Raw genomic sequence first — 13,305 nt, forward strand, 5'->3', positions numbered from 1 at the left:
AGGTTAACAAAAGGGTCGATCGTCGGCGACGGTGCCGGGGCCCGTCCGGAGCGGGGAGGCGTGACCGCCATGAACGACGTGCGACGCGTGCAGCTGCTGTGCGCCTGGGCCGGACCGGCGACGCTGGTCGTCGCGCTGGGCGGCTGGGCGCTGGCCGGGATCCTCCCGCTGCCACCCGGGCCCACCGACGGCCTCGCCGAGATCGTGGCCTTCTACGGCTCGCCGACGACCCGGGCCGGGCTGGTCGTGACCTCGGTCGGGATGTGCCTGCCCGCGCCGTTGCTGGCGGCGATCTCGGTGCAGATGCTGCGGATGGAGGGTCGGGTGCCGATCCTGTCGTTCCTGCAGCTCCTCCTGGGGGCGGTCACGGTCGTGCTGCTGCTCGTGCCGATGCTGCTGCTGGGTGTCGCCGGGCTGCGCGCCGACCGTTCGCCGGAGCTGGTGCAGCTGCTGCACGACACGGCCTGGCTGCTCTTCCTCACCCCGGTCGCGCCGTTCGCCCTGCAGAACGTCACGATCGGTCTCGCCGTCCTCGGCGACCGCTCGGGACTGCAGGTCTTCCCGCGGTGGAGCGCGTACGCGAACTTCTGGGCGGCGTTCCTGTTCTGTCCCGCCGTGCTCGCCTACTTCTTCCTCCGCGGACCGTTCGCCTGGAACGGCGTCTTCGTCTTCTGGCTCGGCACCGTCGTCTACGCGGCCTGGCTGTTCGGGATGTTCCTGCTCGTCCGCCGGGCCGTGCTCACCGACCCGACCGGCGTCGTGGCACCCGCCCCGGCCGCGACGGCGCCCGCGTCGTGACCGCGGACCTGCCCGACTTCCTCCGCCCTGCCGGAGCCCCACCGGCCCGGCCCGCCGCCCCGGCGACGGCGCCCGCCGAGGCGCCCCGGGCGCGCGGCCACGTGCCCGGGGAGGCGGGGCTCTGGGTGTTCCTGCTCGGCGACATGACGCTGTTCGGCGCGTTCTTCGTGGCCTTCGTCGTGCAGGGCCGCGCCGACCCGTCCGCGTTCGCCGACGGCGCGGCCGCGCTGGGTACGACGACCGGCGGCGTCAACACGCTGGTCCTGCTGACGAGCTCGCTGCTCGTCGTCCACGCGGTGCGCGCGGTCCGGGAGGGACGGTCCGGCGTCGCCCGCGCCCTGCTGGCGGGCACCGTCGCCTGTGGTGCGGGCTTCGCCGTCCTCAAGGCCGGCGAGTACGCCTCCGAGGTCGCCGCGGGGAACACCCCGACCACATCGCTGCTGTTCACCTACTGGTTCGTGCTGACCGGGATCCACCTGTTCCACGTGGCGGTCGGGCTGGTGCTCCTCGGCGTCGTGTGGTGGCGGCTGCGCGCGGGGACCGCCGGCCGGGTGCGCACGACCGAGGGCGCCGCGGCCTACTGGCACATGGTCGACCTGCTGTGGCTCGTGCTGTTCGCCCTGCTCTACCTGGGCTTCCCGCGATGAGCGCCGTGCGACCGGCACTCGTGTGGGCCGGACTGGTCGTGGTGACCCTGCTGTCCTGGTGGGCGGGGGCGCACCACCCGGCAGGCGGCGACGGTGCCCGTGCGGTGTTCGCCCTCGTGCTGGCGGTGGCGTTCGGCAAGGCATGGGTCGTCGGACGGGAGTTCATGGAGCTCCGGCTCGCACCGGTGGGTCTGCGCCGCACCTTCGACGCCTGGGTGCTGGTGTTCGGCGTCGCGCTCGGTCTGCTCGTCCTGCTCTGACCCGACGCAGGTGAATCGTCACTAGGCGGCGGCGGGAGGCGGTCACGTCCGCGCCGGGTGACGCCGGTGCCGGCGCGGCCCCGGTCGGGTGCCCCGCCGTGCCGTCCGCCGCCATGAGGCGCCGTCCCGGCCGCCGTTCCGGGCAGTGGCTCCGAGCTGCGGAAACGTGTCCTCATCCGGCGGGGGGCCCGGGATGTCCCGGGTCGCCGTGCCGGACCGGCGACCCGTCGCGCGACACCGTCGGGTGAACAAGCGGTGGCACGGAAAAACCTCCGCGACCCCCGTAACCCTCGAATCTAATCCTCGTTTAAGAAGTCAGGACTAGGCCGGGCCGATGACGGAGGTCACTCGATGACGAGGACGCGTACCGCCCCCACGGGAGCTCCCGGCGGGGCGACGACGGGGGGCCGCCGGTGAGCGGCACCCGGGCGCCGTCGCTGCGGGGGGTCGTGCAGACGACCGGCAGCTTCACCGCGTTCGTCCTGGACACCGCCCGTACGGTGACCAAGCGGCCGTTCCCGCTGGGCGAGTTCCTGTCCCAGACGCGGTTCATCGCCTCGGTGTCCCTCGCGCCGGCGATCATGGTGACGATCCCGTTCGTCGGCGTCGTCATCCTGCTGATCAACCAGCTGCTCGCCGAGATCGGCGCGCTGGACGTGGCGGGCGCGGTGACCGGCCTCGCGGTGCTCCGCCAGATCGGACCCGTCGCCGCGGTGCTCGTCACCGCCGGCGCCGGCGCCACCGCGATCGCGGCGGACCTGGGCGCCCGGAAGATCCGCGACGAGATCGACGCCATGAACGTGATGGGCATCGACCCGCTGCACCGTCTCGTGATGCCCCGCGTGCTGGCCTCGGCGGTGGTCGCCCTCTGCCTCAACGCGGTGATCACCGTGGTCGGCGAGATCGTGGCCTACGTGGTGTCGGTCGGGCTGCAGGGCGCCTCGGCCGGGCAGTTCGTCGCGACGCTGACCCTGCTCACCGACGAGGGCGACTTCCTGGTCAGTTCGTTCAAGGCGCTCCTGTTCGGAACCCTGGCCGGCCTCGTCGCCTCCTACCGCGGGCTGAAGACCGAGGGCGGCCCGAAGGGCGTCGGCCAGGCCGTCACCGAGACCGTCGTCATCTCCTTCGTCCTGCTGTTCATCATCAACGCCCTGCTGACCGCGGTCGACATCCAGCTGAAGCTGGAAAGGATCTGAGGACCCGCTCGTGAACACATCCGAAGGCTCCGCCCTGCGGCGCGCCGTGGACCGCCCCCGGGCCGGCCTGCGCGTCGTCGGCGAGCAGGTCGAGTTCTACCTGAAGGCCTACGCCGGCATCCCGGTCGTGGTCCGCCGCTACCTCGGCGAGGTGCTGCGCCAGCTCACCGCCATCAGCTTCGGCACCGGCGCGCTGGTGCTGATCGGCGGCAGCGTCGTCGTCGTGTCGATCCTGACCGCGAGCGCCGGCGCGATCGTGGGCCTCCAGGGCTACGAGGCCCTGAACGCGGTCGGCACCGACGCCCTGACCGGCTTCCTCGCCAGCTACATCAACATCCGGCTGGCCGCCCCGCTGATCGGCGGGGTCGCCCTGGTCTCCACCATCGGTGCCGCGTTCACCGCCGAGATCGGCGCCCAGCGGATCAGCGAGGAGATCGACGCGATCGAGGTCATGGCGGTCCCCGCCGTGCCGTACCTGGTCACGACCCGGATCCTGGCCGGCACGATCGCGATCGTCCCGCTCTACGCGCTGGCGCTGATCGCCTGCTTCGCCACCACCCAGCTGATCGTGGTGCTCGGCTACGGCCAGTCGGTCGGCACCTACGACCACTACTTCTCCACCTTCCTGGTCCCGACCGACGTGCTCACCTCGGTCCTCCAGGTCACCCTGATCGCCTTCGTGGTGATGTCGATCCACGCCTTCTACGGCTTCACCGCCTCCGGCGGTCCCGCCGGCGTGGGCGCCGCGGTCGGGCGCGCGGTCCGGCTGTCGCTGATCGCGGTCATGGTGACGGCGCTGGTGACCGCGGTCCTGCTCTACGCGGACCCCGAGACCCTCCACCTGTCCCGATGAGCCGGGCGGAGACACGGCACGAGGTCCGCGGCCTCGCCGCGATCGGGGTGCTGCTGCTGTGCGCCGCGCTCGTGGTGGCGTCCTACCTGGACGTGTTCACCCCGGGTGTGCCCGCCACGGTCCGCACCGACCGGGCCGGTCTGCTGATGCAGCCCGACGCCGACGTCGCCCTGCGCGACGTGCGGGTCGGGCGCGTCTCGGCCGTCGAGCCGGACGGGAACGGCGGCGCGGTGGTCAGCCTCGCGATCGACCCGTCCCAGCTGGACCTCATCCCCGGCGAGGTGACCGCGCAGATCATCTCGCCGACGGTGTTCGGCCCCAAGTACGTCGACCTCGTCCCGCCGGCCTCGCCGTCGACGACGACCCTGGCCGCCGGTGCCGTCGTCCCGGCCGCCGCGGTGCAGACCGAGGCCAACCTCGTCTTCGACAACCTGAACCGGCTGCTCACCACGATCGACCCGGCGAAGGTCAACACCGCGCTGGGCGCCCTGTCGACCTCGCTCAACGGCCGCGGCGACAAGCTCGGCGCCACGCTGGTGTCGTTCAACCGGTACCTGGAGCGGATCAACCCGTCCCTGCCCGCGCTGCAGCGCGATCTGCAGGCCGCGGCGCCGGTGCTCGACACCTACGCCGACGTCGGCCCGCAGCTGCTCGACGTGGTCCGCAACGTCACGACCACCGGCGGCACCATCGTCGAGAAGCAGGCGGGGATCGACGCCACGCTCGCGTCGCTGTCGATGTTCGCGACCGACGTCTCCGGGGTGCTGGAGGCCAACACCGACGGTCTCGACCGGACCCTGGAGACGCTCCGCCCGACCACCGAGGTGCTCGGCCGCTACGCGCCGACCTTCCCCTGCACGTTCGACAGCCTCAACTACCTGCAGAAACTGCTGCTGCCCACCTTCGGCGGCGCCCAGCCGGGCCTGCGCTCGCTCACCACGTTCCAGCCGGGCGAGCAGGGCTACACCCCCGAGAACGCGCCGTCCCTCGGCATCGACCGGCCCAACTGCGGCAGCGGGATCCCCGCACCGGGCACGTTCCCGCGGCACGCCTCCTACCCCGACGGCTCCCCGCGTCTGGACACCCGCGACGCGCCGGTGCAGGTCCGCGACACCCCGCTCGCGGTCCTGGTCGGCGGCGACGAGCTCGGGCCGACCATCCAGGAGCGCCTCGGCGGGGCCCCGGCCGCAGCCGGTGCGCTCACCGCCCCCACCGACCCGACCGCGGAAGGAGGAGGCCGATGAGCGGCATCCGGGGCAACCTCGTCCGGGTCGTGGTCTTCGCCGTGGTCGCGGCCCTGTGCGCGGCCTTCGTCGTCGTCGCCTACGGCTCGGTCCGGTTCGGCGAGACGGCCCGCTACACCGCCGAGTTCGTCGACGCCTCCGGCCTGAAGGCCAAGGACGACGTCCGGGTGGCCGGCGTGACCGTCGGTCGTGTCGAGTCCGTCGACGTCGGTGCCGACAACCTCGCGCGGGTCGAGTTCTCGCTGCGCTCCGACGTCCCCGTCGAGCAGGCGTCGGAGGGCGCGGTCCGCTACAAGAACCTGCTCGGGCAGCGCTACCTGGAACTGCTGCGGGGCGCGCAGCCGACCCCGCAGCTGGCCGACGGCGGCGTGATCCCGGCGTCCCGGACCCGGCCCGCGATCGACCTCGACGAGCTCTACAACGGCTTCACGCCGCTGTTCGAGGGCCTCCAGCCGGCGCAGGTCAACCAGCTCGCCGAGTCGCTGATCTCGGTGCTGCAGGGGCAGGGCGGCTCCGTCCGCACGCTGCTCGGTCAGATCGGCACGCTGACCGGCACCCTGGCCGACCGCGACCGCGTCATCGGCGAGGTCGTCACCAACCTCAACGGTGTGCTCGGCACGCTCGACGCGCGCAAGGACAACGTGCACGAGCTGGTCACCCAGCTGCAGACGCTGGTCAGCGGGCTCGCCGCCGACCGCGGCTCGATCGGGCGCTCGCTGGAGCGCGCCGACCACCTGGCCGGCACCGTCGAGAGCCTGGTCCGCGAGGCCCGGCCCGACGTCGCCGGCACCGTGCACGAGCTCGACCGCCTGACCCGGCTGGTCAACGACGACTCCGACCGGCTCAACGTCTACTTCCAGCAGCTGCCCGGCTACTACCAGCTGCTCGGCCGCGCCGGGATCTACCAGCAGGGCTTCCAGTTCTACCTCTGCGGCGTACAGGTCCGTCTCGACCCCGGGGTCGGCCCGCCGATCATGACCGACACCATCGCGAGCCAGGAGGCGAGATGCCAGTTCTGACCCGCCGCCGCTTCGAGGAGATGAACCTCCTGCGGATCGGGGCCGTCGCGCTGGTGATCGCGGTGGTCGCGACCGTGACCGCGCTGAACTCCGGCTACCTCTACCGCCAGCTCACCTCCGGCACCTACTCCGCGCTGTTCTCCGAGGCCGCGGGCCTCAAGACCGGCGACGAGGTCCGGCTGGCCGGCGTCGTCGTCGGCAAGGTCGACTCCGTCGAGCTCGCCGGCACGGCCGTCGACGTGGGGTTCACCGTCTTCGACGGCAGCACCCTCGGCGAGTCCACCGGCGCGTCGATCAAGACGGCGACGGTGCTGGGCGCGAAGTTCCTCGAGGTCCGTCCGTCCGGGCCGGGACGGCTCGACGACGGGGCGCAGATCCCGCTCGACCGGACCTCCGCGCCCTACGACGTCCAGGAGCTGCTGGACACCCTCACCCGCAAGACCGAGGACCTCGACGTCCCCCGCGTCGCGCAGTCCCTGAACACCGTCGCCGACACCTTCGCCGACACCCCGCCGGAGCTGCGCTCGGCGCTGGAGGGGCTGGGCAGGCTGTCGCAGACGATCTCCTCGCGGGACGCGGAGCTGCAGGAGCTGCTCTCGCACACCGCGAGCGTCTCCGGCGTCCTCGCCGAGCGGAGCAGCGCCGTCACCACGCTCGTCTCGGACGGGAACCTGCTGCTCGAGGAGCTGCGGGCCCGTCGCGAGGTGATCCGGTCGCTGCTGCTGAACGTCACCGGCGCCGTCCAGCAGATCGAGGGGCTCGCCCGCGACAACCAGCAGCAGCTGCGCCCGATGCTCGACGAGCTGGAGAAGACCCTCGACCTGCTGCGGGCCAACGACCGCAACCTCGCCGCCGCGATCACCGGCCTGGACACCTACGCCGGCAGCCTCGGCGAGGCGATCTCCAGCGGACCGTGGTTCTTCGCCCTCGTGCCGAACCTGGTGCCGACGAACCTGGCCCAGCAGAACCTGCCCTCGGTGCTCGACCAGCTGACCCCGGTCTCCCCGGCCGTCGGCCCGGCACCGGGTACCCCGCAGGGAGGCGGGAACTGATGGCCCTCGTGACCCGCAACCGCGTGCTGCTGCTCGTGGTCGTCCTCGTCGTCGCGGCCGGTGCGGCCGCCTGGGCCCTGGCGAGCCCCGGTACCCGCACCGTCACCGCGTACTTCGACCAGACCGTGAACCTCTACCCCCGCGACGAGGTCCGCGTCCTCGGCGTGCAGGTCGGCACCATCGACTCGGTGGAGCCGCGGCCGGACGCGGTGAAGGTCGTCATGAGCTACGACGCCGACGTCCCGCTCCCGGCCGACGCGACCGCGGCGATCATCTCCCCGACACTGGTGGGCGTCCGGTACGTGCAGCTCGGACCGCCCTACGACGGCGGCCCGCAGCTCGCCGACGACGCCGAGATCCCCCGCGAGCGCACGGTCGCCCCGGTCGAGTTCGACCGGATCAAGACCGAGGTCGCCGGGCTGGCTAAGGCGCTCGCGCCGCAGTCCGCCGAGACCGAGGGCGCGCTGAACCGGCTCCTCGACACGACCTCGGCGAACCTGCAGGGTCAGGGCCCGCTGATCCGCGACACCATCCGGAGGCTCTCCGACGCGGCGTCGACGCTGGCGAACGGACGCGAGGACATCTTCGCCACCGTCCGGAACCTGCAGACCTTCGTCACCGCGCTCAAGGACGCCGACGCCCAGGTCCAGCGCTTCCAGAGCCAGCTCGCGGACGTGTCGGGGATCCTCGCCGACAACCGCGACGCGCTGGCCAGGGTGCTGGAGAGCCTCGACCGGGCCGCGCCCGTCGTGCAGCGCTTCGTCGCCGACAACCGCGACCAGCTCACCGAGGACCTCCGCAAGGCCGACGACGTCGTCCGCACCGTGTCGCAGAACCGGCAGGCGCTGGGCGACCTCCTGCAGAAGGCGCCGTTCCTGGTGTCGAACTTCGCCAACTTCATCGACGAGAAGACCGGTGCGGTCACCGCGAACGTCGCCGTGACCAACCTGCGCAGCCCGGCCGCGTTCGTCTGCGACGCGGCGGCCGCCGTCGCACCGTCCCGTGAGGCCGACCCGGCCGCGGCCTACGCCTGCCGGGCGGGCCTGGGCCCGCTGCTCGACCTCGCCCGGGTCGACTCGCCGCCGGTGGCGGTCAACCCGCTGCAGTACGGCGACCCGTCGGCCCCGGCGCTCCCGTCCGTCCCGTCGCTGGGAGGCAACTGATGACGCGCCGAGCCGCGCGCACCGCCCGGGTGGTGGCGGCCCTGGCCACCGTCGCCGTCGCGACGAGTGCCTGCGGGTTCTCCAGCCTGGGCGAGCTGCCCCTCCCGCTGCGTGCCGGGACGGGCCCGGACGCCTACCAGGTCACCGTGGAGATGGAGCAGGTCGCGAACCTGGTCCCGAACGCGGAGGTCATGGTCGCCGACGTGCCCGTCGGGTCGGTCGTGCGCACCGAGGTGAAGGACTGGAAGGCGGTTCTCACCGTCAGCCTGGACGAGGCGGCCGTGCTGCCGGCCAACGCCGTCGCCCGGGTCGCGCAGAAGAGCCTGCTCGGCGCCGAGTACCTGGAGCTGGCCCCGCCGGACGGGGCCGCCCCCGAGGGCCGCCTCACCGACGGCGCCGTGATCGGGCTCGACCGGTCCGGGCGCTACCCCGAGACCGAGGAGCTCCTCGGCGCGCTGTCGGTCGTGCTGAACGGCAGCGGGCTGCAGCAGGTCCGCACGATCACCACCGAGCTCAACCGGGTGTTCGACGGTCGTCAGGACGACCTGCGCTCCCTCGTGGGGAACCTGGAGCGGTTCGTCGGCGGGCTCGACGCCCAGCGCGACGACATCGTCCGCGCCCTCGACGCGGTGAACCGGCTCGGCGGCACGCTGAACGCCGACAACGCCACCCTCGCCCGCGGCATCGACACGATCCCCGGGGCGCTGAAGGTGCTCAACGAGGACAGGGAGAACCTGGTCCGCACCCTGGAGCAGGTGCAGCGGCTGGACTCCGCGGTCGGGACGTTGTCCGACCGGTCCAAGGAGGATCTGCTGGCGAACCTGCGTCAGATCCGGCCCGCCGTCGCCCGGCTGGCCGACGCGGGCACCGACCTCACCCAGGGCATCGAGCTGCTGCTCACCTTCCCGTTCCCCGCGTCGACCGCGTTCCCGGGGATGTTCAAGGGTGACTACGGCAACCTGTTCCTGACCCTGGACCTCACCCCGGAGGTCCTGCGGCGCAACCTGCTCGACGGCTTCCAGCTGCCCGGCCCGGACGGGCCCGGCGTGCTGGCAGTCCCGCCGCTGGGCGCGCCGCCGGCCCTGACGGCGCCACTGGCCCCGTTCCAGGACCTCACGAAGCCGCTCGACGGCGTGCTGCCGCTGCCGGGCGCCGACCGGCCCGCGGACCCACCGGACGGGTCCGGGTCCGGGTCCGACGGCATCCTCGGCGGACTCCTGGGAGGTGGCCGATGAGGGCCTCGTCGGTGCGGATCTCCCGCACGACCGCACGCAAGCTGGTCGCCTTCCTGGTGATCGCCGCGATCGCCGTCGGCTGGGGCGCGGTCACCTACCTCAACGTCCCGCGGATGCTGGGCATCGGGCGGAACTCGGTCACCGTCCAGCTCCCCGCCGGCGCGGGCCTCTACGTCAACGGCGTGGTGAGCCTGCGCGGGGTGACCGTCGGCCAGGTCGACGCGGTGCGGCTGACCCGCGACGGTGTCGAGGCCGATGTCCAGGTGCTCGACGACCACCCGATCCCGGTGGACTCCGCGGTCGAGGTCCGCAGCATCTCCGCGGTCGGCGAGCAGTACATCAACTTCGAGCCCCGCACGACCGGGGGCCCGTTCCTGACCGACGGCGCGGTCGTCCCGGTGCAGCAGGTCTCCCTCCCGACGACGACGGGGGAGCTGCTCGCGCAGGCCAACGCGCTCGCCGCGTCGGTGCCGGGGCAGAAGCTGAACACCACGGTCGGCGAGCTCGGCGAGGCGTTCGCCGGTGGCGGCGAGGACCTCGGCCGCCTGATCGACTCCTTCGACCTGCTGACCCGGGAGGCGACCGCCAACCTCGACCCGACGGTGCGGCTGATCGACGACCTCGACCCGGTCCTCGCCACCCAGAACGCGACCTCCGGCGACATCCGCACCTACGTCGCGAACCTGGCGTCGTTCACCGGACGGCTGGTCGAGGCCGACCCCGCGCTGCGCGGCACCCTCGACCGCTTCCCGCCGGCGCTCGACGAGGTGGCCGGGTTCGTGAAGCAGATCGGGGACCCGCTCCCGGACCTGCTGAACAACCTGACGTCGGTCGGCGAGGTCGCCCGGGTCTACGTCCCGCACCTGGAGCAGACGCTGACCCTGCTGCCGTCGACCTTCGACGCCTCGATCGGCGCGGTCAGCGGCTCGCCCGTCCCGGGCACGATCATGATCAACCTGCAGACCCAGGTGAACGACCCGGCGCCCTGTCTGGACGGGTTCATCGTCGACCGGCGGCCGCCGACCGACGTCTCCCCGGCCCGCCCGGGCGTGGGTGTGCGCTGCACGGACCCGGACCCGCTCAAGGCGGCCCGAGGCGGGAAGGCCTACCTCTGCCCGCCGGGCTCGCCGATCCCCGACGGCCGCGGCCCCGACGCCGCGTCCTGCGGTTTGCGGTTCCAGAGCCCGGAGGAGGCGACCGCGGCGCGCGAGGCGGCGGTCGCGACCCAGCTCGAGGTGGCGGGCCGCCAGAGCGACCGGGTCGAGGACAACCCGTTGCGGCCGGGGAACCTGCCGACCACCGGTGACGGGAACACGAACCCGGAGGAGAACCAGCCGTTCTCACCGGGGGAGGAGGGCTACACCCCCTCCGACGCCGCGTCGCTGGACGGCGTCTTCCTCGCCCCCGGCAGCAACACCCCGATCGTCGACGGGAACAGGGTCCGGTCGTCGAACCGCGGGTGGCAGGCCATCGTGCTCGACCCGCTGGGGGTGGAGGGATGAGCCGCCCCCGGTTCCGGCCGCCGTCGGGGGCGCTCGCCCTGCCGATCGGGCTGGGCGTGGTCGCGCTCCTGCTCGCCGCGCTGGTCACGGTGCTGGCCGTCCGTCTCACCGGCGGGAGCGGCGACGACGAGCCGGCACTGGTCGCGGCCCGGCAGACGGCGACCGACCTGCTCACCATCGCCCCGGACACCGCGGACGCGACGCTGCGCCGGCTGGAGGACGGGACGACGGGGGAGTTCCGCGAGCAGCTGGGCAGCCGGTCCGGGACCTTCGCCGGGACCATCCGCGACGCGAAGGTGAGCTCGACCGGTGAGGTGTCCGCGGCCGGCGTCGCCGAACGCGGACCGGGCCGCGCGGTCGTGCTGGTGTCCGCCGACTCCACGGTGCACAACGCGCAGGTACCCGACGGCGAGCCCCGCCAGTACCGGATGCGGATGACGGTCGAGCAGGAGGACGGACGATGGCTGGTGTCGAGGCTGGAGTTCGTCCCGTGACCGGCGCGGACACGACGGGCACGGACACCGCGGGCGCGCCGGACACCGACGCCGGGGATCCCCCGGGCCCGGGGGCGCAGCCACGCTCGCGACGGGGCCTCGTGGTGGGCCTGCTCGTGGTGATCGCACTGCTCGCCGTCGCCGCCGGGGTGTGCGCATGGCTGCTCGTCGCGCGGTCGGACGACCAGCGCACCCGCGACGACGTCCTGGCCGCGGCCACGGTCGGCGCCCAGACCCTGCTGTCCTACGACGGTCGCAAGCTCGACGCGGCGTCCACCGTCGTCGACGACACCACGACCGGGAACTTCCACGACGACTACCGGCGTCTGTTCGACGAGAAGGTCCGGCCCAACGCGGAACGGCTCGGCGCGCGGACGATCGCCCGGGTCGTCGGGGCCGGCTGGGTCGGCTGGTCCGGATCCGACGCCCGGGTGCTGGTGTTCCTGAACCAGAGCACGACGACGAACGCCGGCGAGCGCGTGGACACCGTCCAGGCGACGCTCACGATGCGGGAGGTGGACGGCCGATGGCTGATCGCCGGACTGGACCAGGTGTGACCGACACGGCGACGGACCCCGACACGGCGGACCCCACCCCGACGGACGCCGACACCACGGACCCCGCCCCGACGGACCCCGCGCCCGCCGGCACCGGCCCGGCCGGTGCGGAGCCGGACGGGGCCGCGCCCGCGGACGCCGGGCGACGGCGCGGGCGGCTCGCCGTGGTGGCCGTCGCACTGCTGCTGGTCGTCGCGCTGGTCGCGGCGGTCCTGTCGGTGCTGGCGTGGCGGGGCACCGCCGGCACCGTCGCCGACCGGGACGAGGCGACCGCCGTCGCGTCGCAGGTCGTGCGGGACTTCATCGGCATCGACGCCGACAACGCGAAGGGCAACGTCGACTCCATGCTCGCCGTCGCGACCGACCCGTTCCGGACCGAGCTGGGTCGCTTCTCGGAGGTGTTCGGGGCCATCCTGGCGCAGGGGAAGGTCAGGGCCGAGGGAGGGATCGACGCGGTGGGCATCGAGCACATCGACGCCGACACGGCGACCGTGCTGGTCAGCGCCAGCACGACGGTCCGCAACACCGAGGTCCCCGACGGCGCCCCGCGCGACTTCCGGCTGCTCCTCGGGCTGCGGCACGAGGACGGGGCGTGGAAGGTGTCGACCGTGGAGGTGGCCCCGTGACGCACGACGACGAGACCGGCACGGTCCGCGCCGGTGCGGTCGCGGTGACCGGGCCCGGGCGCACCGCGGACGCCGGCGGGGACACCACCGCGACCCGGCCCGCCCGCGGTACCCGCCTGCGCGCCGCGCTCGGCGCCGCCCGGCGCGGCCTGTCCCGGCGTCGCCGGACTCTGTTGTGGACGACGACGGTGGCCTCCGTGCTGCTGCTCGTGGCCGCGGCGGTGCTGTACGCCGCGGTCGTCCGGCCTGCGCAGCAGACCGGACAGGCCCGGGTGGACGGACTGGCGGCGGCCCGCACGGGGGTCGAGCAGGTCCTCAGCTACCAGCCGGCGTCGAAGGACGCCGACGTCGCACGCGCGCGTGGCCTGGTCACCGGCGACTTCGGACGCCAGTTCGGCTCGGTGCTCGACTCCGTCGTCCGACCGGCCCTGGACCGCGGGGTGGGGACACGGACCGTCGTCACCCGGGCCGGCGTGGTGTCCGCCGACGCCGACCGGGTCACCGCCCTGCTCTACTTCACGCAGGAGGCCGCCCGCACCGGCGAGCCGCCGCGCACCACCGCGGGCCGCGCCGAGGTCACGGTCCAGCGGGTCGACGGCCGGTGGCTCGTGTCCGACCTGCGCAACTTCTAGGCGAGAAGGAGACGTGACCCCATGACG

The 13,305-nt window shown here is 73.3% G+C and carries 15 protein-coding genes; all 15 read left to right on the plus strand.

The genetic code is table 11. The features are described 5' to 3' along the window. The first annotated feature begins 69 nt into the window (after positions 1-69). The 15 genes from ND486_RS28215 (at position 70) to ND486_RS28285 (ending at position 13,278) form a co-directional block, all read left to right on the plus strand. A complete protein-coding gene (locus ND486_RS28215) occupies positions 70-798 on the plus strand; it encodes a hypothetical protein (RefSeq protein WP_251787348.1) in 729 nt (242 codons plus the stop codon). Continuing rightward, on the plus strand, positions 795-1,445 hold the full coding sequence (locus ND486_RS28220; RefSeq protein ID WP_251787349.1) for a cytochrome c oxidase subunit 3: 651 nt from the start codon (positions 795-797) through the stop codon (positions 1,443-1,445). The genes ND486_RS28215 and ND486_RS28220 overlap by 4 nt, the downstream gene beginning before the upstream one ends. Next, positions 1,442-1,705: a cytochrome C oxidase subunit IV family protein gene (locus ND486_RS28225; RefSeq protein WP_251787350.1), complete on the plus strand. Its 264-nt coding sequence runs from the start codon at positions 1,442-1,444 to the stop codon at positions 1,703-1,705. The genes ND486_RS28220 and ND486_RS28225 overlap by 4 nt, the downstream gene beginning before the upstream one ends. Before the next feature lie 413 nt (positions 1,706-2,118). Continuing rightward, positions 2,119-2,901 carry an ABC transporter permease gene (locus ND486_RS28230; protein WP_251787351.1) on the plus strand — a complete coding sequence of 261 codons (783 nt, stop codon included), beginning with the start codon at positions 2,119-2,121 and terminating at the stop codon, positions 2,899-2,901. Positions 2,902-2,911: 10 nt separating this feature from the next. Further along, positions 2,912-3,754 carry an ABC transporter permease gene (locus ND486_RS28235; RefSeq protein ID WP_208823342.1) on the plus strand — a complete coding sequence of 281 codons (843 nt, stop codon included), beginning with the start codon at positions 2,912-2,914 and terminating at the stop codon, positions 3,752-3,754. Next, entirely contained in the window at positions 3,751-4,998 is a 1,248-nt protein-coding gene (locus ND486_RS28240) for an MCE family protein (protein ID WP_251787352.1), read from the plus strand. The genes ND486_RS28235 and ND486_RS28240 overlap by 4 nt, the downstream gene beginning before the upstream one ends. Then, positions 4,995-6,017: an MCE family protein gene (locus ND486_RS28245; RefSeq protein WP_062396827.1), complete on the plus strand. Its 1,023-nt coding sequence runs from the start codon at positions 4,995-4,997 to the stop codon at positions 6,015-6,017. Before ND486_RS28240 ends, ND486_RS28245 begins: the two co-directional genes overlap by 4 nt. Then, positions 6,005-7,069: an MCE family protein gene (locus tag ND486_RS28250; RefSeq protein WP_251787353.1), complete on the plus strand. Its 1,065-nt coding sequence runs from the start codon at positions 6,005-6,007 to the stop codon at positions 7,067-7,069. Before ND486_RS28245 ends, ND486_RS28250 begins: the two co-directional genes overlap by 13 nt. After that, positions 7,069-8,232 (plus strand): MCE family protein, encoded by a 1,164-nt coding sequence (locus tag ND486_RS28255; RefSeq protein WP_251787354.1) that lies wholly within the window; start codon positions 7,069-7,071, stop codon positions 8,230-8,232. Before ND486_RS28250 ends, ND486_RS28255 begins: the two co-directional genes overlap by 1 nt. Further along, a complete protein-coding gene (locus tag ND486_RS28260) occupies positions 8,232-9,467 on the plus strand; it encodes an MCE family protein (RefSeq protein WP_251787355.1) in 1,236 nt (411 codons plus the stop codon). Before ND486_RS28255 ends, ND486_RS28260 begins: the two co-directional genes overlap by 1 nt. Next, complete coding sequence (locus ND486_RS28265) at positions 9,464-10,969, plus strand: MCE family protein (protein ID WP_251787356.1); 1,506 nt, start codon at positions 9,464-9,466, stop codon at positions 10,967-10,969. The genes ND486_RS28260 and ND486_RS28265 overlap by 4 nt, the downstream gene beginning before the upstream one ends. After that, a complete protein-coding gene (locus ND486_RS28270) occupies positions 10,966-11,463 on the plus strand; it encodes a hypothetical protein (protein ID WP_251787357.1) in 498 nt (165 codons plus the stop codon). The genes ND486_RS28265 and ND486_RS28270 overlap by 4 nt, the downstream gene beginning before the upstream one ends. Continuing rightward, positions 11,460-12,020, plus strand: a complete 561-nt coding sequence (locus ND486_RS28275; RefSeq protein WP_251787358.1) for a hypothetical protein — start codon at positions 11,460-11,462, stop codon at positions 12,018-12,020. The genes ND486_RS28270 and ND486_RS28275 overlap by 4 nt, the downstream gene beginning before the upstream one ends. Next, the gene (locus ND486_RS28280; protein WP_251787359.1) at positions 12,017-12,646 is read left to right on the plus strand and encodes a hypothetical protein; all 630 of its coding nucleotides are present in this window, start codon (positions 12,017-12,019) and stop codon (positions 12,644-12,646) included. Before ND486_RS28275 ends, ND486_RS28280 begins: the two co-directional genes overlap by 4 nt. Beyond that, complete coding sequence (locus ND486_RS28285) at positions 12,643-13,278, plus strand: hypothetical protein (protein WP_251787360.1); 636 nt, start codon at positions 12,643-12,645, stop codon at positions 13,276-13,278. The genes ND486_RS28280 and ND486_RS28285 overlap by 4 nt, the downstream gene beginning before the upstream one ends. The last annotated feature ends 27 nt before the right edge of the window (positions 13,279-13,305 follow it).

It is taken from the genome of Pseudonocardia sp. DR1-2, from assembly GCF_023717215.1.
GTDB classification, from domain to species: Bacteria; Actinomycetota; Actinomycetes; order Mycobacteriales; family Pseudonocardiaceae; genus Pseudonocardia; species Pseudonocardia alni.

Coding starts and splice junctions, on each gene's coding strand:
- ND486_RS28215 (WP_251787348.1), top strand. CDS start 70: ATGAACGACGTGCGACGCGTGCAGCTGCTGTGCGCCTGGGCCGGACCG.
- ND486_RS28225 (WP_251787350.1), top strand. CDS start 1,442: ATGAGCGCCGTGCGACCGGCACTCGTGTGGGCCGGACTGGTCGTGGTG.
- ND486_RS28240 (WP_251787352.1), top strand. CDS start 3,751: ATGAGCCGGGCGGAGACACGGCACGAGGTCCGCGGCCTCGCCGCGATC.
- ND486_RS28245 (WP_062396827.1), top strand. CDS start 4,995: ATGAGCGGCATCCGGGGCAACCTCGTCCGGGTCGTGGTCTTCGCCGTG.
- ND486_RS28250 (WP_251787353.1), top strand. CDS start 6,005: ATGCCAGTTCTGACCCGCCGCCGCTTCGAGGAGATGAACCTCCTGCGG.
- ND486_RS28255 (WP_251787354.1), top strand. CDS start 7,069: ATGGCCCTCGTGACCCGCAACCGCGTGCTGCTGCTCGTGGTCGTCCTC.
- ND486_RS28260 (WP_251787355.1), top strand. CDS start 8,232: ATGACGCGCCGAGCCGCGCGCACCGCCCGGGTGGTGGCGGCCCTGGCC.
- ND486_RS28265 (WP_251787356.1), top strand. CDS start 9,464: ATGAGGGCCTCGTCGGTGCGGATCTCCCGCACGACCGCACGCAAGCTG.
- ND486_RS28270 (WP_251787357.1), top strand. CDS start 10,966: ATGAGCCGCCCCCGGTTCCGGCCGCCGTCGGGGGCGCTCGCCCTGCCG.